This is a genomic window from Shewanella eurypsychrophilus, assembly GCF_007004545.3.
Taxonomy (GTDB): Bacteria; Pseudomonadota; Gammaproteobacteria; order Enterobacterales; family Shewanellaceae; genus Shewanella; species Shewanella eurypsychrophilus.
The window spans coordinates 1,074,859-1,096,497 of sequence record NZ_CP045503.2; the positions used below are offsets into that span (position 1 = coordinate 1,074,859).

14 protein-coding genes and 2 pseudogenes are annotated in these 21,639 nt (G+C 44.0%); 7 read left to right on the forward strand and 9 right to left on the reverse strand.

The window, feature by feature from the left end:
• Window positions 1-49: 49 nt before the first annotated feature.
• From FM038_RS04415 to FM038_RS04435, 5 genes are all read right to left on the reverse strand, one after another.
• On the reverse strand, window positions 50-652 hold the full coding sequence (locus FM038_RS04415) for a TatD family nuclease-associated radical SAM protein (protein ID WP_142872136.1): 603 nt from the start codon (window positions 650-652) through the stop codon (window positions 50-52).
• 136 nt (window positions 653-788) lie between these two features.
• A complete protein-coding gene (locus FM038_RS04420; RefSeq protein WP_142872926.1) occupies window positions 789-3,956 on the reverse strand; it encodes an efflux RND transporter permease subunit in 3,168 nt (1,055 codons plus the stop codon).
• A 14-nt stretch (window positions 3,957-3,970) separates the two neighbouring features.
• Complete coding sequence (locus FM038_RS04425) at window positions 3,971-5,191, reverse strand: efflux RND transporter periplasmic adaptor subunit (protein WP_195873207.1); 1,221 nt, start codon at window positions 5,189-5,191, stop codon at window positions 3,971-3,973.
• Between the two features lie 486 nt (window positions 5,192-5,677).
• Window positions 5,678-6,898 (reverse strand): ATP-dependent RNA helicase SrmB, encoded by a 1,221-nt coding sequence (gene srmB, locus FM038_RS04430; RefSeq protein ID WP_142872137.1) that lies wholly within the window; start codon window positions 6,896-6,898, stop codon window positions 5,678-5,680.
• Between the two features lie 109 nt (window positions 6,899-7,007).
• Window positions 7,008-7,742 carry a tRNA1(Val) (adenine(37)-N6)-methyltransferase gene (locus FM038_RS04435; protein WP_142872138.1) on the reverse strand — a complete coding sequence of 245 codons (735 nt, stop codon included), beginning with the start codon at window positions 7,740-7,742 and terminating at the stop codon, window positions 7,008-7,010.
• Window positions 7,743-8,212: 470 nt separating this feature from the next.
• On the opposite strand from FM038_RS04435, the gene brnQ reads away from it, so the two are divergent.
• The gene (brnQ, locus tag FM038_RS04440) at window positions 8,213-9,556 is read left to right on the forward strand and encodes a branched-chain amino acid transport system II carrier protein (protein WP_142872927.1); all 1,344 of its coding nucleotides are present in this window, start codon (window positions 8,213-8,215) and stop codon (window positions 9,554-9,556) included.
• 107 nt (window positions 9,557-9,663) lie between these two features.
• A complete protein-coding gene (gene xerD, locus FM038_RS04445) occupies window positions 9,664-10,581 on the forward strand; it encodes a site-specific tyrosine recombinase XerD (protein WP_142872139.1) in 918 nt (305 codons plus the stop codon).
• Window positions 10,582-11,181: 600 nt separating this feature from the next.
• Here the strand turns inward: xerD and FM038_RS04450 are convergent.
• Window positions 11,182-11,340 carry a hypothetical protein gene (locus FM038_RS04450; protein WP_185965755.1) on the reverse strand — a complete coding sequence of 53 codons (159 nt, stop codon included), beginning with the start codon at window positions 11,338-11,340 and terminating at the stop codon, window positions 11,182-11,184.
• Window positions 11,341-11,556: 216 nt separating this feature from the next.
• On the opposite strand from FM038_RS04450, the gene dsbC reads away from it, so the two are divergent.
• Both dsbC and recJ read left to right on the forward strand, forming a co-directional pair.
• Complete coding sequence (gene dsbC / locus FM038_RS04455) at window positions 11,557-12,294, forward strand: bifunctional protein-disulfide isomerase/oxidoreductase DsbC (RefSeq protein ID WP_142872140.1); 738 nt, start codon at window positions 11,557-11,559, stop codon at window positions 12,292-12,294.
• Between the two features lie 193 nt (window positions 12,295-12,487).
• Complete coding sequence (gene recJ, locus FM038_RS04460) at window positions 12,488-14,212, forward strand: single-stranded-DNA-specific exonuclease RecJ (RefSeq protein WP_142872141.1); 1,725 nt, start codon at window positions 12,488-12,490, stop codon at window positions 14,210-14,212.
• 724 nt (window positions 14,213-14,936) lie between these two features.
• Here the strand turns inward: recJ and FM038_RS04465 are convergent.
• Window positions 14,937-15,776 (reverse strand): class I SAM-dependent methyltransferase, encoded by an 840-nt coding sequence (locus FM038_RS04465; RefSeq protein WP_142872142.1) that lies wholly within the window; start codon window positions 15,774-15,776, stop codon window positions 14,937-14,939.
• A gap of 149 nt (window positions 15,777-15,925) precedes the next feature.
• Between FM038_RS04465 and FM038_RS04470 the strand changes: the two genes are divergently transcribed.
• Window positions 15,926-16,615, forward strand: a complete 690-nt coding sequence (locus FM038_RS04470; protein WP_142872143.1) for a transposase — start codon at window positions 15,926-15,928, stop codon at window positions 16,613-16,615.
• 157 nt (window positions 16,616-16,772) lie between these two features.
• The gene (locus tag FM038_RS04475; protein WP_142872144.1) at window positions 16,773-17,105 is read left to right on the forward strand and encodes a PBPRA1643 family SWIM/SEC-C metal-binding motif protein; all 333 of its coding nucleotides are present in this window, start codon (window positions 16,773-16,775) and stop codon (window positions 17,103-17,105) included.
• Window positions 17,106-17,694: 589 nt separating this feature from the next.
• On the opposite strand, the pseudogene FM038_RS04480 reads toward FM038_RS04475, so the two are convergent.
• Together FM038_RS04480 and FM038_RS04485 are read right to left on the reverse strand one after the other, a co-directional pair.
• Window positions 17,695-18,794, reverse strand: a pseudogene (locus FM038_RS04480) (transposase).
• A gap of 1,885 nt (window positions 18,795-20,679) precedes the next feature.
• Window positions 20,680-20,913, reverse strand: a pseudogene (locus FM038_RS04485) (transposase); the annotation flags it as partial.
• 259 nt (window positions 20,914-21,172) lie between these two features.
• Here FM038_RS04485 and FM038_RS04490 point away from each other — a divergent pair.
• On the forward strand, window positions 21,173-21,427 hold the full coding sequence (locus FM038_RS04490; RefSeq protein WP_142872146.1) for a hypothetical protein: 255 nt from the start codon (window positions 21,173-21,175) through the stop codon (window positions 21,425-21,427).
• Window positions 21,428-21,639 lie beyond the last annotated feature (212 nt).

Sequence of the window (21,639 nt, forward strand, 5' to 3'; positions counted from 1 at the left end):
TAAATTAGGTATTAACAGCTAAGTGTCACTTATACGACCTGAAAACTCATTAACCAATGACACCGAGTTTTCTATATTTAAATTGCGCACCACTTTGCTCAACCCAAACTCGACACGCTTCAATATTTACTCCTTCTAGCCCATCAATGGCAGAGACTTGCACAGTGTCAATCAGTGGAACTGCAAGCTGGATAAAGGCCTTGACGCCAGAAAAGCTATTTTTTAATTTTGGCTGACAATGGCGTAGATAAGCCGCTTCGCTATCGGCATTGAGAGAAATGGAAAGACTGTCTACCCAAGGTGCAAGCTCTGGCAAGATATTACGCCTGTGAAATACATTGCCAAGTCCATCAGTATTTACCCTGACTCGCCCGCCATCTTGTTTAATCTTCTTAGCGACAGTAACTAAAGTCGCTAAGTTGAGAGTTGGCTCACCATATCCGCAGAAGACGTATTCATCAAAAGTTTTTATGTCGCCAAGCAGTGGGATGATCTCTTCGGCTGTGGGCTGATGATCTAGGGCCAGCTGATATTCATGCACTTGCTTACTGCCATTATGTTTAGGACAGAACTGGCACCTTAATGTGCATCTACCAGTAATATTGAGGTAGCGACTGTTACGGATATCGTAAACTAAAGTTGAACTGGTCATATGCGCTCAGGGATATTATTTCTGGGTTCTATTGTAGGGAATATGGAGGAGGTAAACTGATAAAGTGATCACGTAATCAAATCGGTATATACGAATGACCTAGGTTCTAGTTCCTAGGCCATTCGGGAGCTTCTCTCTATTCGCTTCGATTCACTGCTTCAGCCTCATTGGTATGAGGGCTTAGCTCCTTAGGTTGCCACCACCAGTTATAGAATCGGCGGCTAGTGCGCTTGATATCATCTAAAATGATATATAGCAGAGGGATTAAAATCAGAGTTACTAAGGTTGAGAACAATATGCCAAACGCCAGCGAGGTAGCCATAGGAATGACAATCTGTGCTTGTAGGCTCTTCTCCATGATGATGGGTACTAGGCCAACAAAAGTGGTCATAGACGTTAATATTATCGCTCTGAAACGGTAACAGCCTGACTCGACAGCCGCTTGGATCACCGACTGGCCCTGGGCTCTGGCCTTGTTGACAAAGTCTACCAAGATTAATGAATCATTCACTACTACCCCGGATAAGGCGACGATACCACACAGGCTCAATATATTGAGTGAAAGGCCCAATAACAGGTGTCCAAATAGCGCACCTATGATACCGAACGGGATCACCGACATGATGATGAGCGGCTGGCTGTATGACTTGAGTGGAATAGCCATCAAGGCATAGATGGTAAAAAGTGCAAAGAAGAAACCTTGTAACAGGCTAATCAAGGCACTCTGTTCATCGGCACTGCCACCATCTAAGGCGGTTGAAATAGCTGGATACTTGGCCTCAAGATAGGGGAGATAATCTTTTTGGAGCTCAGCGACGACTTTAGAGGGTTCAACCTTATTCTTATCGGCGTTGGCTATGATAGTGATAGCTCGGCGTCCATCGACTCGGGTGATTGAGGAGTAAGAATCACCTAACTCAATTTTAGCCACTGTTGAGAAGGGTACCGAAATCCCAGTCGGAGTACGGATCATCATGTTCTCAAGGTGGCCCACAGTGCGTCTCTGCTCCAGCGGATAGCGAACCATGACTTTCACTTCCTCTTTATTGCGCAGGATACGCTGAGCCTCAAAGCCATAGAAACCATAGCGCACTTGGCTGGCGAGATCAGACAGGGTTAACCCCTGAGCTTCAGCTTCAGGCTTTATGCTTAAACGTATCTCATGGCTACCCGAGGAGAAGTTATCTGAAATATCGTAGACACCTTCGTAGGTTTTAAGTTTCTGTTTAAGCTCCGTGGCGGCCTGTGATAGCTGACTGAGATTACTGGCAGTTAACCTGAAGGAGATATCACCGCCGCTTTCATTGGTACTGGCGTTGATACTGAGCTTCTTCACCGCAATGAACTCGGGTAACTGTTCACGCCAGGCCGAGGCGATATCATTACCATCGACCTCTCTATCTTCACTCTTTGTTAGTTCGGCAAAGATAAAGGCTGAAGTTCGAGAGCTCATATCGATAAAGCTATGCTTGACGACTTCGTAGCCGTTTTCAGACTTCATTTGATCATTCATCGCATAAAGTGCTTCCTCGATTTCTTTGACCACCTTTAAGGTATTGGTCTCAGAGCTGCCTTCATCCATATTCAACTGTACTTGAATAAAATCGGAAGGAAGGTCAGGGAAAAATACCCAGCGAACCTTGCCGCTGACGACTAAGGCGATGGATAAAATCAGCACACCAATAAAAATTGCCACCACATTGTATCTTTGTTTGATACAGCGCTCGAGAAAGTAACGGTATTTATGATGAATGAAATACTGGATCTTATCGTTCAAGTCAGCCTTAGATCGCCCGAGTTTTCCAAGCTGTGACTTGGGTTTTTTGGGCTTCATATGGGCTAAGTGAGCCGGTAGGATCAGCTTCGACTCTATCAGAGAAAAAATCAGACAGAGGATCACTATCATGCCAATAGATTTCCAGATGATCCCTTGTGGGCCAGAGACCATCAGCATAGGGACAAATGCCGCAATGGTGGTTAATACCCCGAAGGTGGCTGGCATGGCTACTCTTTTTGCGCCGCGAACCACATTTTCTAAGGAGTGACCATGGCGCTCAATCTCTGTATAGGCACTCTCGCCGATGACGATGGCATCATCGACCACTATCCCCAGCACCAGAATAAAGGCGAATAGGGTGAGCAAGTTAATAGAGAGAGAGAAAGGCTCTACTGGCATCAATAACACGGCGCCGAGGAAACAGACTGGCAGTCCCATCATCACCCAGAACGCCAACTTTAACTCTAAGAAGATGGCTAAAATAAGAAAAACTAACAGTGCACCGTAAAACATGTTCGACAACATCATGTTTAGGCGACCTTTAAGGTAATGAGTCAGATCGCCCCAAGTATCTAGCTGAGCCCCTGCTGGAAGTGTTGCACGTCGCTCTTCAATGTAACTTTTTACTTGCGCTGAGATATCTAAGGCATTTTGGTCATCGATACTGGTCACTTCGATAATGGCTGCAGGCTTGCCATTGAAGCGGGTGTATTCGAGTCGCTCTTCAAAATCATCTTTAATCTCGGCGACCTGTGGCAACATGATACGGCTACCGTCTGGGCGGGTACTGACGACTATTTTCTCAAAATCCTCACCGGTATATGCCTGTCCTTTAGTGCGTAGCAAGATGTCACCATCTTGAGCACGAATTGAGCCGCCGGGAAGGTCGATTGATGAATTCTGTACCGCAGCAGCGACCTGGGCGAAAGTGAGGCCATACTCCCTTAGCTTGTCTTCGGACAGTTCTATGCCAATCTCATAGTCACGTACACCTGTGACTTTAGCGCGGGTAACCGCTGGCAATGAAGTAATATCCTCGCGGATGGATTTGGCTAACTCCTTCATCTCATGCAAGGAAAGATCGCCATAAACTGACACCCAGATAACATTGTTTTCAGGTTTAATACGGAAAATATTCGGTTTTTCAATATTGTCCGGAAACGTTGAAATTGCATCTATAGCCAGTTTTGCTTCATCGAGAATATCTTGAGGATCATAGTCATCTTCGACCTCTATGGTGACATTACCAAAGCCGTCGCTGGCCACCGAAGTGACCTTCTTAATACCATTGATATCTTGGATCGACTCCTCAATCTTAATGTTGATCCCTTCCTCAATTTCTTGAGGGGCAGCACCTGGATAAGCGACCGAAATCTGTAGATAATTAAGCTCGAAGGAGGGAAATATTTCTTTATTGACCAGAAAGTAACTGCTAAACAGTCCACCTAAGATTAAGAAAACCATTAACAGATTGGCGGCGACACTGTTGCGTGCAAACCAGGCAATTATGCCTTTTTGAGCATCCACTTCTTGTCCATCCATTATTCTTCACCCGCGCTAGCGAGTCGCTGCTCTTTAGTTTCTGAGTCTGGAGTGTCTGCGCCAGTATCATTTTTCTGCATTTCACCGAGAATTTTAACCGCTTGCCCCGTAGACATATTATTGAGTTTAGTCAGTGAGATACGTTCTCCATCGACTAAACTGTCTTTGATATAGACACTGTGTATATCAGTACGCACCACATTGACGTCGCGGATCTCTATGATGTTATCGCTTGATACAACGGCGACTTGGTTGTTACGTACGATATGGCGCGGTAATTGTACGATACCTTCTACCGTACGACCTTTAATCACAGCCGTGACGAAACTGCCATATTTAAGGGGGAGTTGACCCTCTTTACGGCTTATTCTTAGGTAAGGATCATTGATCTCTGCTACCAGGTAAACCATACGGTTTTCGGCGTCGATAACGCCTTCACTACGGACAATATTTCCCGTCCAAGTAACATCTTTCCCGGCTAAAGAGGCACTGAGTATCACTTCTGTATCGGGTTTATCGACAGATTCTAAATAGGCGAGGTCGTTGTTTGCCAAAGGTAAACGTATCTCTGCCACACGGGTATCGTACAGTTCACCTAAATTAGTCCCTAGAGTGACATACTGGCCCAAGTCGACAATTCTCGCTTTGATGATGCCATCGAAAGGTGCGCGAATGATGGTTCGCTCTAAGTTACGCTGAGCACGAGCCAGTGCAGCTTGCTGGAATTTCACATTGGCTTGCTCTTTTTTTAGCTGAGGCAGACGTAATCCAAGTTCAGGTGGGATCCCGCCGTCATATCCTCTCCAGTCATTTTTAGCGACTTCGCCTTTAGCCATTTCTTCCTCTAATGCCGCTTTGGCTTGGGCTAAAGAAGCTTGGGCCTGCATCAGATCGGCTTCATAATCAGAGGGTTCGATAACGGCCAAGAGTTCGCCCTTTTTGACGACTCCACCGGCAACAAAGTTGGGGGCGATTCTCAGCATGCGTCCTTGCACTTCAGTGACGAGTTGGGTCTTATTCTTAGGGGTGACGACGCCGTATGATGGCAAATTCAATGACACTGTTTTTTGTTCTACGCGGGTAACATCAATGATAGGTACCGGGACTTCATCCTCTTTTTGCTCTGGGGCTTCTTTCGTGCTGATGAGTATCGCTGCGGCTGCACCGAAAACGATAATAATTAATAGGGGAGAAGATCTTCTCAGGATTGTTTTTATCATTATTTTTCCTGCTTTTCCTTGCTGAAATTTTTCTATTATCTAAATTACCAGAGTATCAAGGTAGGATATATCTGTTTTGTAAAATAAATGTATCAAATACTTAGCGTTTTAGCGGATAGGGAGGGGGAGAGTATGGAGGTTCTAGTTGCTAGAGGTGCAGTTCTTAAGTCAGATACGCTGCGCTGATGAGGCTAGGACGCAGTCCGTCGTCTTTGCTATTCAACCTGCTTAAATGCTGGTAGATCTGAGGCCACTTATATTCATTGTAGGACTGGCTTCAGCCGGGAGAGAATGAACCCATGAACCCATGAACCCATGAACCTCGGGGCTAAAGCACCCTCCTACAGAAAAGAATAGGCGAGCCGTCCGCGGAGCGATAGGCCGCAGGCCGTCGTCTTAGCTCTAATACCTGTTCTGCCAAATAAAATGCAAAAAAAGAGTCGCTATTAGCGACTCTTAAATATCAATGACTAAAATAGAAAAGCGTTACTTCTTCTTATTTTTCTTACTGTATGTCTTAGTTGCACCAGGCTTAACTTTGTTTTTCCCCGGTGGCTTAGCTTCCTTGTTCTTAGGTCGCAGATCTTTAATGAATCGACGCTTAAGAGGCTGATCCGTATAACGCTCAATCTTACCTACGACACGAATATCATGGGCTTCAACTAGAGAAATAGCTGTTCCTTTGGCACCAGCACGTGCAGTTCGACCAATGCGGTGTACGTATGTATCAGCCGATCTTGGCATATCGAAGTTAATGACGTGAGTAATATCATCTACATCAATACCACGGGCAGCGACATCGGTTGCGAGTAAGACGTTAACTTCGCCCTTGGTGAACTTGCCTAGAGCCTGAAATCTTTGCTTCTGCTCCATATCGCCGCGCATAAAGCTGCAGGCGATCCCTTCAGCTCGCAGTAAACCTTCTAAGCTGGCAACACCTTCACGTGTCTTTACAAATACGATGGTACGTTTGACATCTTCCTGTCTGAGTATGTTGCAAAGCAGAGCAAACTTATGCTCTTTATCGTCAGCATTATGGATCCACTGATGGATCTTAGCTTTTTCACTGCGCGGAGCTTTGGCTTCGACTTTAACTGGGTCTTTGAGTAGTTGATGTGAGAAACGGCTCACATCACTGCCTTCTAATGTGGCAGAAAATAACATGGTCTGTTTACGACCGACAGATTCAATTGCTAAGGTTTCAACTGCGGCAGAGAAGCCCATATCTAGCATTCTATCGGCTTCATCGATAACTAATACCTCAACTTCTTCAGCGTTGAAATGGCCTTTATCCAAATATTCCATCAAGCGGCCTGGGGTCGCGACAAGAATATCGACATTGTTTTTCAATGCTTCCTCTTGCGGAGCATAAGGCACGCCACCGGTGATGATCGCAACATTAAGATCTAACCCTGTAGCCAGGTGAGAGGCATAACGATGGATTTGACTCGCCAATTCGCGTGTCGGTGTCAATACTAATACGCGGGCTTGTCCGCCAAAGCGGCGAGGGAAGTCGATAATATGTTGAATGGCAGGCAGCAAGAAGCTGGCCGTTTTACCGGTACCAGTGGGTGCTCGAGCTAAAATGTCCTTCTGCTCCATCGCCAATGGAATGGTTTGTTGCTGGATAGTAGTGGGCTTATTATGGCCCATGGCTTTTAATGACTCTAACAAAATAGGGTCAAGCAGGAAGTCTTCAAATAGCATGCGCAGCGTTCTCAATAAATAATAGCCGCATATTATACATCAAATTAGCCAGTAATTTAACCAAATAGATCAGTGGATGTGATCGGACGTTGCGCTGACTGCGAAACGACTAATACTTAAGGTAAAAACCTGTGATGAGTGCGATCATTTCTTTGCTGTAGCTGCCATCACTTTCTTTGATGAAGAAGTGTTGCATTTGGGAGTTAGGGTTTGGCTTCGTTGATGAGTTGTGCTTATGAACTAAGGTAAAAACATGTCGGTGAACGGCTTTGCTAGCGCTATCTGCAATATCCATTACCTGGCTGAATGCTAATTCTGATGCTGCTAAGGCTTGATTAAACGGGGTCATACTCTGACTGGGTAAGATCAAGCTGGCTGCTCCATCAGCGCTGAGCAATTGGCTAATGGCCTTAATTAAACAACTAAAATCTAAGGTGTCAGTGTGTCTAGCCTTGGCTCTGAGGGCGTTTTTAGACTGGGTGCCACCTTTAAAATATGGTGGGTTACAGATGATATGATCGAATAATGGCAGACCCGAAGCTAAATGAGTTTGACTAAAAGCCTGAATAGCACAGTGTTTAACTTGTAAACGTTCGGTCCATTTAGATGCGATAAAATTGCTTTCACAGGCCAAGGCCGCGGTGTCATCAAGCTCTATCGCTGTCACTTTGGCTTGGCTGCGCTGAGTTGCCATCAAGCTTAATAAACCGCTTCCCGCACCTATATCTAAAATATTTACAGCTTTGCTCAGTGGTGCCCAAGCCCCCAGAATCACCGCGTCAGTACTCACTGGCATACCACATCCGTGGTCATCGATATGAAATTGTTTGAAGGTAAATGGCATGGAATTTAGGTCTGTAATAAGTGGTGGGGTTTATGATGGGATTGTACTCTATCAATCAAAGCAGGTTAAGGTTTAGCAAGATGATTTTTGACTGTGTTGCTGACTTGTTATGGGGCGCCTTTTCTATACCGGCTAGTGTTGCTTAGTAAATAGTTTTTAAATAGGTGTTAATTTAGTGCTGCATTTCTGGTGTTAATTGTTCTTGATTTGGCCTGAAACCTTGTTAATTTAGGTCTCATTTGATAATAGTATGGCCCATAAAGGGCATTTATATGCTTTTTTGGGGTAGGTAAGTCAGTTTTAAGTAATGTTAGCGTCAGTTTCTTCCGCTTTTGTTCATAAACTCGCCAAGTGTCGGCCGAATTTACCACAGACTCGTGTAATAATTAATTTACACATAAACATAATCTCTACTTACAGAGCCTGTGATTGGCGTAATAATTTGAGATCGTTAAAAAATATAATAGATGATGGGGCAAATAGTGCAAAACAAACAGATGAGCATAGCTGACACCTTAGGGTTAGGTTTTATGACGTTCGCGTTCTTCTTAGGCGCTGGCAATTTGATTTTCCCACCACTTGCAGGTTTTCTTGCGGGTGAGAATATGACACTAGCCATGATTGGCTTTTTGATCACAGCCGTAACCTTGCCTCTGATCACCTTGATAGCCGTTGCTAAAGCCAATGGTAAAATCATGGGGCTGCTTCCGCCATTAGCGGCAATGATATTTGCAGTTGCTATTTATATCGTTATTGGCCCCGCGTTTGCGGCGCCACGTGCGGGTCTTGTCGCCTATGAAATGGGCTTCAAACCTTTTCTGGCTGACAGCAATGCATCATTTATGGTTGCCGGGGTAATGCTTAATATCTCTCAACTTATCTATACATTAATTTTCTTCGGTGGGGCTATGTTATTGGCTCTTTATCCAGGAAAGTTACTCGATAGTGTTGGCAAAATACTCACACCCATCATGCTTGTTTTATTGATAGGCCTTGCTATTTCAGTGCTTGTTTTACCTGGTTCTGACTTGGGACAAGCGGTAGGGGATTATCAGTCAAGCCCACTAACTAAGGGGATCTTGGAAGGCTATAACACCATGGATACCTTAGCGTCGTTGATTTTTGGTATGTTGATTATTGATATCCTTCGTCGTAAAGGGGTTAGTGACAGCAAAGATCAAACCAAATATTTGATTAGGGCCGCATTGATCGCAGCTGCTGGTTTAGCATTTGTATATATCTCACTTTTCTATCTTGGTGCTTCTGCCGGTGACTTAGCGGTAGGTGCTGATAACGGCGGCGTGATTTTGACCAATTATGTTAATCATGAATTTGGCAGCTTAGGTCAAATCTTGTTGGCTGCAGTTGTCACGTTAGCCTGTCTGACGACGGTTATCGGACTGGTGACAGCATGTGCAGAGTTCTTTAATGACCTCATTCCTCGTATCTCATACAAGGTATTTGTGGTGATTATGAGCCTGGCTTGTGCAACGGTTGCTAACGTTGGTTTAGCTCAGCTTATTAGCATCAGCGTGCCCGTGCTTTACACTATCTATCCTGTTGCTATAGCCCTAGTTGCTGTGACTTTCTTGACTAAGCAGTTTTCAATGCCTGAGCTTTCTCATCGAGTGACCTTAAGTGTTGCTTTAGCTTTTGGTATCATTGATGGCCTTAAAGCAGCTGGTTTCGATATGAGTGTCGTCGACTTTATGCCTCTGCATAACGAAGGCATGGCATGGTTATTACCAACAGGCATTACTATTGTCGCTTGTTTGATGATCAAAAAAGCAAAACCAGAGCCAGTCTTAAGCTAAATCGATAATGAACCAAGCTGCGCTTTATTAGTCTGCTGGCTATAATATAGAATACTAAGCGCGGTCTCATTGAGAGCGCGCTTTTTTATGTGTTAAAGGAGTGACTTTTGGTTGAATTAGCGGAATCGAAAAAATATCAGGCAGACCCACTTATCGATATTTTTCTCGATGATCTTTGGTCGAGCCGTGGGCTCAGTGACAATACGCTAGCCGCCTATCGTACCGACCTACGTCATTTCGACCGCTATGTGCAGGATGCTAATTCTGATTTAACTCTGGTATCTCAACAGCTGGTTCGAGATTATCTCGATGTAAGGTTAGAAAAAGGTTTTGCGCGGACTAGCAGTGCACGGTTAATGAGTAGCCTTAGGCGATTTTATCAGTTCCTGCTGCTCAGAAAGCTGATACAAGTTGACCCTATTGCTCAGATCAAATCACCTAAATTGGCAAGAAAGTTGCCCGACTCCTTAAGCGAGCAAGATGTCGATAATTTGCTTAATGAACCCAATGCAGACGATCCCTTAGAGTGCCGTGACAGGGCGATGTTAGAGCTACTCTATGCTACCGGGCTACGCGTGACAGAGCTGGTAAGTTTGACTATGGAGCAGCTTAGCCTGAGGCAAGGTTTAGTGAGGGTCGTAGGTAAAGGAGGCAAGGAGCGATTGGTGCCTTTAGGGGAGCTGGCCATTACTGAAGTTGAAGGCTACCTGCAAGGGGCAAGAGCTGAATTACTCAAGGGTAAACTGAGCGATGTGTTATTTCCCTCTAAACGTGCGCAGATGATGACAAGGCAGACGTTTTGGCATCGAATTAAGCTCTATGCGCTAAGAGCGGGCATATCTACTCATATTTCCCCCCATACCTTGAGGCATGCTTTCGCGACACACTTACTGAACCATGGCGCCGATCTGCGTGTGGTGCAGCTATTATTGGGCCACAGCGATCTTTCAACGACTCAGATCTACACCCACGTGGCTAAAGCCAGATTGAGCCAGCTACACAGTGAGCATCATCCTAGGGGTTAGCTCTTAGCCCCCTAGCTAAAGGTTGGGTGGCTTGCCTGATAGCAAGTTAGAAGTATCTTTTGTTGGTGGTGTTGGTGTTTGGTTAGTGTGTTTGAAGGTTCTAGCTTCATTGTTATCTAACGCCTGCCGGCGAGGAATGTGCAGATACTTCTGTAGCACGCTGCAAGTACGTCCCTGTAAGCTCGACGATGGCGTCCCTGCCATCAACGGCTACAGCCGCATCTACACTGGTTATCTCAAAATCAAAAGCTGTCTGTTAGATTTGAGTTAAATTGGTAAGGAAAGGCTGTTGTTTCATGACTTTAACGGGGATTAGAGCTTGGTTTTTAGTTCGCTGAAGGGCATTGTACACAGACCATAATACTTAAAACCTCAATCGAAGAGGAAAATAACTCAGTGTAGATACAGCTGAGGGGATCGAAAACAGGGATGAAATTGCAGAGCTCACAGGGCCAAAAATGTTCCCTACATTTTTTGGCATTTCCACCATCCATGGCAGTCAGACGTGCTTGTAGCGACTCGCAGAACCTTACTTAAAGTAAAGAGTACATAACCCCCGCTGGGAAGCGTTAGATTAGATTGAAGCTAAAATTTTCAGGTTCAATAGTTAACGTCGACACCGTCAAATGAAACCAATAAAATGACATCGACCTTCATTTGAAGGTTAACAATCGCCATTGGATTCCGGCTAAAAAGATCTGCCGGAACGACGGGGAAGAAGAATTGATATCCAAATGAACCATCAAAAAATGTAAACAAGCTTCATTCGAAGCTGCATACATTTTTGATGTCAAAAAGTGTGAAATCACTCTGAGTTGTGAGGTAGTTTGTAATTAACTCTATTGGCAGTGATTTAGTTACACTATTTAATTGATTTAATCTCTCTGAAACTGTAACTTTTCTGGCCTAAACTGGGTCTAATGAATTGTAATAACTCTTAACCCTAGCTGACCCATACAAAGAACAGGATATATCATGAAGTTTACCCGCATTTTTTCTTTGATTTTTGCAGTGCTATTAGCGCCTTTCGCTCTGGCTACCTCTAATGCTGCAACAGACACCATTGCTAATAGCGCAGAGCTAAAGCAGAAGCTGAAGGACAGCCTGAGCGTCGAGGTTCATTCACTCAGCCAGTCACCTATCCCAGGTCTTTATGAAGCACTTACCGATCGTGGCGTACTGTATATTACGCAAGATGGCTCTAAGCTCTTTCATGGTAGTTTGTATGATTTAGATAAAGGCATGAAGAACTTGACTGAGGCGGCGATGGCTGGGCCTCGTATCGAGATGATGAAGCCTCTTGAAAATAATATGCTGGTCTATAAAGCTAAGAACGAGAAGCATGTTGTGACGATATTTACTGATATTAGCTGTGGCTACTGTCGTAAACTGCATAATCAAATGGATGAGTACAATGATTTAGGCATTACTATCCGTTACCTTGCTTTCCCACGTCGTGGCGTACCTTCAACGAATGCTGATGAGATGGAAGCAGTATGGTGTGCAGCGGATCCTCTAAAGGCGATGACAGATGCTAAGTCTGGTAATAAAGTGAAACATAACAAATGTGACGCTAAAATTGCCGAGCAATATAACTTAGGTCAGAGCTTTGGTATTAATGGTACACCAGCGATTGTGTTAGAAGATGGTAGTTTGATCCCCGGTTACCAACCACCTAAAGACTTGTTGCGTGCGTTAGAGTCAATTAACTAGAGCACCGATTTTGCTATAAGTATTGATTTAAATGCTTAAGTATAAAGATAGCCAGCGAATACGCTGGCTTTTTCTTGCCCGGATAATAGCCTCTAGGCAATCGGTTTGTTTCCAGTGTTATATGGCTTGTGGTTTGATATGCTACGAGTCGTTTGATTTTTCTGTATTCAACCTCGCTATAAGGCTGTGATCCGTGATCCATAAGATAGTTCGACGTGCAAAAGTAGATGATAGCCACCTTCCCGAATCCCTTTCTCCTCTTTTAAAACAGATCTATGCCAGTCGTGGTAGCTCGGCGGAGGATTGTGAGCTTACTTTATCTCGTTTGCTAAGACCCAATACCATGAAAGGATTGGAACTTGCTGCAAGCATTATTGCCGATGGCATTAGAGATCATCGCTCTATTCTGATCATGGGTGACTTCGATGCTGATGGGGCAACCTCCACTTGTGTCTGCATGTTGGCGCTTAAGATGATGGGGGCGGCTCAAGTTGACTATCTTATCCCTAATCGTTTTGACTTCGGTTATGGTCTCAGTCCTGAAATTGTCGCAGTTGCTGAGAGTAAAGGTGCCGAACTATTAATCACGGTAGATAACGGGATCTCGTCGATTGAGGGGGTCGCCGCCGCTAAGGCGCTGGGCATGCAAGTGGTTATTACCGATCACCACCTGCCGGGTAAGACCATTCCCGATGCCGATGCGATCGTGAACCCTAATCAGCAGGGTTGTAGTTTTGCGAGTAAATCCATTGCCGGGGTTGGTGTTGCGTTTTACTTGATGTCAGCCCTGAGAGCCGAATTGAGACAACGAAATTGGTATCAAGAGCAGGGCATTAGCGAGCCGAACCTCGGACATCTGCTCGATATTGTGGCGTTAGGCACCGTCGCCGATGTGGTAGCACTCGATGGTAACAATCGCATTTTAGTGGAAGCGGGTCTGCAAAGAGTGAGAGCGGGTCGATGTCGTGCAGGAATAACTGCCTTGCTTGAAGTTGCAAAGCGGGATCCAGCCAAAATAGTCGCATCAGATTTTGGCTTCGCCGTGGGGCCAAGACTCAATGCAGCAGGGCGCCTCGATGAGATGGCTTTGGGCGTCGAGACGTTACTATGCGATGACATGATGAGTGCTAGGCGTATGGCGGCTGAACTCGATGGTTTAAATGCCGAACGTCGTGACTTAGAAGCCGATATGCAACAAGAGGCGCTTAAGAGTTTAGAGTCTATAGAGCTCAACGAAGCAAGCCTGCCTTGGGGGATCGCACTATTTCAACAGGATTGGCATCAAGGTGTCATAGGGATTCTTGCTTCAAGAATTAAGGATAGATATCACAGACCGGTTATCGCCTTTGCCGATGCGGGGGAAGGTGAAATCAAAGGATCGGCTCGCTCTATTAAAGGGCTGCATATGCGCGACCTGTTAGAGCTGATCAATAGCCGTCATCCAGGAATGATCCTCAAGTTCGGTGGCCATGCTATGGCTGCAGGTTTGTCACTTCGAGGCAAAGACTTCGAAGCGTTCGAGCAAGCATACGATCAAGGTGTGCGTGAGATGCTAAAACCAGAACAGTTAACTGGTGAGTTTGTCACCGATGGCAGCTTGACGCCCGATGAGATGAACTTAAATATTGCCCAAGAACTACGTAATGGTGGCCCTTGGGGTCAAGAGTTCCCAGAGCCCTTGTTTGATGGCCACTTTAAAGTTATTCAGCAACGTATCGTCGGCGAGAAACACCTCAAGCTGGTGTTAGAGACCGAGTGCGGTCAAACCATGCTCGATGCCATCGCCTTTAATATTGACCTGAAAACCTGGCCTGATGCCACCATAAAACACGCTCAGGTAGTTTATAAACTCGATGTGAATGAGTTTAGGGGCAATCAGACGGTGCAGTTGATGGTAGAGCAGATAGAACCCATGTAGGTAGGGCGTGTAGGGATACACGGTCTTTATCCTTTGTGGTTTTCGTTTCATTGGGCTTAATGGGTACTTGGTTGGTTTACTGAGTATCCTAGCTTCATCTTTATCTATCACCTGCCGTGGGTGCTGTATAAGAATTTACGAATGCCGTGAAGGCATGGATGCCTAAGAGCGACCTTAAGTGCAAACGCTTCAGTGGGACGCTGTGAAGCCATCCCTGGCCGCTCTGCGGTTTCACTGATGTGAATGGATTCACAAATGCCGTGGTGACATGGATGTCATAGAACGGCCTTGATGTCGAAGGTCACAGCCGCGTTTACACCTGAGTGTTTATCTCTTCGATTTTTAGTTTTACAGGCATGTAGCTCACTTTGGATATAAATGAGCTAGACCACTTTCTAACTTAAAAGATAAAAAGATATTATAACAAGCTGGGCAAAAGCGATTGACCACGGAGGACACGAAAGGCCACGGAGGACACGAAAGGCCACGGAGAAAGACAACGGCTCAAACATTTTGGAAAGCTTCATCTTTACCTCCGTGTTCTCCGTGTTCTCCGTGGAAGCGTAGCGCTTCGTGGTATTGATGTTATAAAGCAATACATAGAGCAGCTACGCTACTTGTGCTATTCATCCCCGACCTAAAAGTTTGGGGCATTCCGCGCAAAGCGGTAAGTAAACATCGGTTCATTGCTTCTTGGTTCGGTTATGCCTTATACCAATAGGTATTATTTCTGCGCGCTGACCCCCATCAGATGCTCGACTTTTTTCACGTGCTTGAAGCCGGCCGCTTTGAGCCGGCGGATGACGCCATCGACAAAGCTGCTGCCCTTCTTGACTACGTGTGGATTGCCAGTGTAATGAAAAAGCTGTCCGCCTGGGCGCAGCACCCGGAAAATCTCCCGGTAGAACTCTTCGCTATAGAGCTCGCCAGCGAGGGAAAAACGCGGTGGATCGTGAACCACAGCATCGAAGGAAATTGCAGGCATTGTGGTGATCAGCTCAAAGCTACTACCCTGACGTTGCACAATCCCCTCTTTGCCCAAATCGTTTGACCAAGGGTTCTGCGCGCGAAGTCCCATTACCTCCGGGCTCAACTCGATGGTGAGCACTTCGCTTGCACCTAGTCGGTGGGCTGCGATGGCCGCATAGCCAAGTCCGCTGCAGCAATCCAGTACCTTGTCACCCTTGCTCACCGCCTGTTTAGCCATATCGGAGGCACTAACAAAGGGGTCGGTTCCCTTGGATATGTGCATCTTGACGCCGCTAATTTCTAGCAAAGGTGCGCCAGATGTGGGAACGAGCTTGTAGTAGCCAGAGCTACGGTCTTCAAGCGGAACCATATCTCCATCGCTGCAGAGGTAGATCCTCTGTGTCTTCTTGGCGATTTTTTTGAGTTCGGCAATGGAAAGTCGATTGTCATCGTCGAGCACCAGGCTCTGATCACTTATGGAAAAGTCCTGTTCCGAAAGATTTAGGTCAGTAGAGAGCCGGACGCAGGACAGTCCTTTGGCGATAGCTTCCAGCGCCTGTTGGGCATTGATTGAATGTAGGTAGTAGCCGAGCATATCGTTGGTCTATTTATGAGAAATACTGGCCGCACTATACACCTTCAGCGCTGTGTCGGCATTGTTAAATACAACAAAGGGGTCAGAGCTAATAGCGACTTTCGTCTATACTTAATGCTTTCACATTCCACATTTTCCAAGGATCGGATATGCCAAGAAAACCTCGTATCTATGCCCCAGGCATTACCAGCCATATAGTCCAGCGAGGCCACAACCGTTCCGCTTGTTTCTTCTATGAAGATGACTTTAAGATTTATATCAATGCGCTAGCTAGCGCCCTAATCCAATATGATGTCAAATTACATGCTTTCGTGTTGATGACAAACCATGTTCATCTACTCATGACGCCTACAACCACTGAAGGTATTTCATGTGTGATGCAAAGCGTTGGCCGAACCTATGTCAGCACTATAAATCGCCTTTACCAGCGCACCGGAACGCTCTGGGAGGGTCGTCACAAAGCATGCCTTATAGATAGTGAATCCTACTTTATGGCTTGCCAACGCTACATTGAACTGAACCCAGTCAGAGCCCACATGGTTAAACATCCCAGCGAATACACTTGGTCAAGTTATCAATATCATGGTGCAGGCAGAAAGATTGCCTGCCTAACACCGCACCCAATCTATCAAGCTCTGGGACCCACTCCGGAACAGCGTCAACTCATGTATCGAGAGCTGTTCAATACGGCCCTACCACCAGAACAACTCCATACCATCAGAAACTGCCTTAAGCACAACTATCCGCTAGGTAACGACAAATTCAGAGCCGAAATCGAAGCCCATCTAAATGTAAGATTCGGCCATCTAAAACCAGGTCATCCAATAAAGCCAGAATAATCAAAAGAGCTAAAAGCTAATGTGTTCTGACCCCTTTATCTCTGCTTGTAGTTAAAAGGCAGACAAGCAGCAAGTTCCTTAATTCAATAGTCGACTATTTAACGTTTTACGTTATACTTCCGCGCTAAAATCTAGTATTTAATTAGCGGAGTTCATCGTGCACGATCTGTATTACAAAGGGCGTATCTACACCAGAGAAAATCATGTAATGAGTGGTTATAATACTAAGCGTATCGTTAAGCTTGGTACAGAAAAGCAGCCATTATCGCTAGTGGTTAACAGTGATGAGAGAAAAAAAGAGGTAGCGGCGTTAGTTGCTGATAATGGATTATTTGCCGAGATTACTGTAGATAGTGCTATTGATGAAAATATCGATGATCTTAACGCGGTTATAAACAAGCCAACTACCACTAGGTTCGACAAAACCCCGAACCGTAATGATCCTTGTTTATGTGGCAGTGGTAAAAAATATAAAAAGTGTTGCGGCTAACAACATGCTATTTTTCCGTGAATCGACTTAATGTCATCGCAGGCGTTTTTTAACCTAAACTGACATCTGCAATGTCACCGAGTCGAAGCAATCCCGTACTGTTACCACCGAACCCGCCTTGGATACTCAGTGCTTTGATATCGTCAATGGATTTAAAAGTTGGTCGATTCTTTGAGCGACAAAGGCGTCGGAGCGAATAAGGTTATCTGAGCCGAAATCGAAGCCCATCTAAATGTAAGATTCGGCCATCTAAAACCTGGTCATCCAATAAAGCCAGAATAATCAAAAGAGCTAAAAGCTAATGTGTTCTGACCCCTTTGTCGGGTGTGGCCACACCTTTGTCACTAATTTAAGTTTTAGCCACACGTTAAGCCCGAGCTCTCAAGCTTCCAGTGCTATTGTGTCTGAACTGGTTCGTGCCCTGTCCCCAGTTCAACGCCAGCAGATCCAACAAGAGCTGAACCTCCTTTAATCTCAGCGACAAAGGGGTCGGAGCAAATAAGGTTATCAGAGCCGAAATCGAAGCCCATCTAATGTAAGATTCTGCCACCTAAAACCAGGTCATCCAATAAAGACAGAATAAAAATAATCAAAAGAGCTTGAAGCTAATGTGTTCTGACCCCTTTGTCTTCTTGTCTTCTGGGTGAAGTGCATTACTACAAGCCTTCCCTTTGCACCACTTTCCAATTTGATGCTGCTTTTTGAATTCGCACATAGCGTCCCAACTGCCGCTAATTCCACTGTATTGTCGACGAAACTCTTTGGCTGACGTTATCCAGGCATCGGGTGCAATGCCTAGTTCATTAAGTAATTTTGGCTGGTATGAATCAATGAAGCCTTTTTTATCATTTCTAATGGCTCTACCGGTCCAGTCGATGAGTTGTAGGTAATCACAGAAATGAAATGGGATACCTGCTTGAGTATCAAGGTGGGTTGAACTATCGAATTGAGCGAGTGGTTTTAGTGGCTCGTCAGCAGCAAACTCTAATTTTTCAGTAAGGGGAACGGGGGGATTACTGGGGTTTGCATCAAGCGTATTTAATTCGATAATTCGCTCTTGAATAGAAGTGAAATCAGAGGTTTGCACTGTGTTTGCAATACCCGCCCTGATAGGGTTTAAATCTACATACATCATACATGCAAGTAGCGCTTGCTCATCGAGCAATGCTTGGGATTTAAATCTTCCTTCCCAGAACGCTCCCTTGCACTCATCTTCACGATTCGCCCTACGTGCTATCTCCTCATTAAGGCAGCGCAACTCCCCATTAAATCAATGGCAAGAAATACTCGATAAACGCTCGTGCCATTCGGTAAGTAAACTATCTAGAAGCAGTCGTTCACCCTCAATTAGAATTTCCCCATTCATATACTTGGTTGCCACTGCATGCCTTTAGTGATTTTAGACCATCGGCTAATGACCTCCTTGTTTCTTAATGATTTAGCTTTCTCAGTATCGATTTTAAGGACTAAATGATAGTGATTGTTCATAACGGCATAGGCACAAATATCGATACAGAAAATAGTTGAAAGCGCTTTGATTTTATCGACAATCCAGCCACGTCTATGTTCGAAGCTTTTACCTTTGAGCTCATCCTCCCCACAGAGAAAAGCCCTTCTGACACATCTATTTATGATGTGATAGAAGGGTGTCGATTCTGCATCGATTAAGGTTCTTCTTGCGGAGGTCATTATCGCTATCCTGCACAAAACTTAGTTGAGGTAATTTAAAGCCTAGTAGAGGATGAGCTAAAGGACAAAAGATATAGCTGTCCTGTCTTTGTTCCAAGTGTTGACTTAATGTTTGTCATTTGTTTTAATCTGGTTCGTAAGTGTTTTTAAAATATCATTATAATTAAATGGAGTTTCTAAATAATGAAAAAAATTGCAGCTGCCGCATCTATATTCACTATCATTGTAACCGCATCATTTTCTGCATACTCAATATCATGTGATGAATCTACATTATCACTTTGTCCAAGTCCTAGTCCTTATTGTTTATGTTACGTAAATAAATAAGTAAATAAGCCAAAGTTCGATAATACTGTTGTCTGTCATGAGCGGATAACAGTATTTGCAGTTTTATTAACCAGTAAAGGGGTCGTAGCTAATTAACGTATATTCGAAATTATGAGCCTATTAAAATAACGCCAACTAATATGAAAAATATTATTTTAAATTACTTAGTGTAGATAATTGGACTCCCTACTTTCTAATCAGTTACGGTATATCTCAATTATCACGAGATTTCGGAGTCCAGAGTCCAAAATGCGACAAAGGGGTCGGAACAAATAAGGTTATCTGCCGAAATCGAAGCCCATCTAAATGTAAGATTTGGCCACTTAAAACTAGGTCATCCAATAAGGCCAGAATAATCAAGAGAGCTAAAAGCTAATGTGTTCTGACCCATTTATCCTAAATTTGAATCTTGTAGAGTTGATGTCAGTTGGTGTGCTACAGACGCCAAACATTGAGTTACTTTTTAAAGTATGACTCAATTAGTTCAGGTTCATTTGCAATCGCTTCGATGACATATTCATCTGCTTTGTTGAACCGACTTCTGATTATATAAAAAGGAATGTATGCTGCAATCAAAGCAGGAAGAGCTATCATTCCAATAATTGAGATAGTTAATAATATAGCTGAAGATATCAATAGCATATTCAACCTTTTAAGTGCTTTCTTCCGCTCTCAAGCCCATACTGTACCGACTCAATACTTGTGTAACCATGTTTGTTTACAGCTTCAAACATATACCTATCTATCATAGCCTTGCGCTCCGGATTAACCATCGAGTACTCTCCATTCATTAATTTGGGTTTAAAATTATAACTTATGTTATGTGAGAAGCCTTTAACCCACTCAACAACATCAGGTGGCGCTATAGAAGGTCATTTAGTTCTCATATATATCCTATGATGAGGTTTTTCTTGATTTAGCAGTTAGGTTTTGATCTCTTTCTGCTTTACCACTACCTAAAATTCTACTTAGAATTGGATTCACAACTAACTGATTAGCAATATTAGCTAAAACTAAACTTACTTAATTGGCTTGCAGTGCTAAGGGATCGTTATGGCTAGTCAAAAATGACATTGATATAAATCACCTAAATCAGCGTGAACTCTCGCGATGCTATTTACTATATAAAGGTATCACTTCCAGAAAGCTCGGATTTGTTCAACACTTGGAATAAGGACGCGGCTGCGCGCTGGCTATCCTGAAAATCATGGTCAGAGTAAACTTTATCACTTGGTGCTTGCATGTGGTCGCTGAGTAGACTCTTTACAAGCTAATGATTGGCTTTTTCTTCCCTGAATGGCGTTCCCTTGTCGATGTAAGAGTTTGCCCAGCGTTTCCCTAACTGCACACACATTAACCTACTTTTAATGTGGAATTCAACATCTCCATCACATATTTCGAATAGAAATATAAAACTCTGTGTTTTGCCCTAGCTTTCTGTTCTTGTTGCTGTTTTCTGTTTGGTTTATAACGGATTAATCAAGACACCCATGAGTAACAATCGTGGGTGTTTTGGCTATAAACAGTGGGAATCCCTCAGGTTTTGACCCCTTTATCTGATTTTAAGGACTAAATGATAGTGATTGTTCATCACTGCATAGGCACAAATATCGATACAGAAAATAGTTGAAAGCGCTTTGATTTGATCGACAATCCAGCCACGTCTATGCTCAAAGCTTTTACCTGTGAGCTCATCCTCTCCACATAGAAAAGCCCTTCTGACACAGCGATTTATGATGTGATAGAAGGGTGTAGACTCAGCATCGATTAAGGTTCTTCTTGCGGAGGTCATTATCGCTATCCTACACAAAACTTAGTAGAGGTAACTTAAAGCCTAGTAGAGGATGATCTAAAGCACAAAAGTTATGGCTGTACTGTCTTTTCTTAATGTATAGAGATAGTAAGTTCGAGCTATATACTTTCTAAAGTAAAGTATATATTGTTCCATTCAGCATGACTAAGATGTTGGTTTGTATAGCATGTCTTCATTATTTTGGAACACGTTCCACTGATGGTGGAATATACATATTAATTAAAGGAAGAATTAAACCATGAATAATATTATAAAAAAAATAATAATCGCTTCATTTACTATAGTCGGCGCTTTAAGTGTTGCTTCTTCGGCCTCTGCTGGAAAGCAAAACAAATGGATTTTAGAATATACCTATATGTCAGGCTCATCAGTAGTTGGTGAACAGGTTATAAACCAATGTACTGGTTCTGTTTTCACTTCTGGTCAGGTAACCGCAAGTAAAGTATTAGTATCTAGCGAGCCTTGTAGCTACGACGACACTAATAATCGTTAAAATTTCGTTTATACCAACTTTTATATAGCCAGAAAAAGATTACTAACAAATAAGGATAGGCCGCGCGAAGCCGCGTCCTTATCCCTAGTGTTGACTATAAAAATATCAGTTCCTTAGAAAATAGAGCCCCCCAACACTGGTATGAATGTCGGGGCTTTTTCAAGTTTGGTGGATAATCAAGGTAACGAAAACCATCTTGATTGACCTTACTG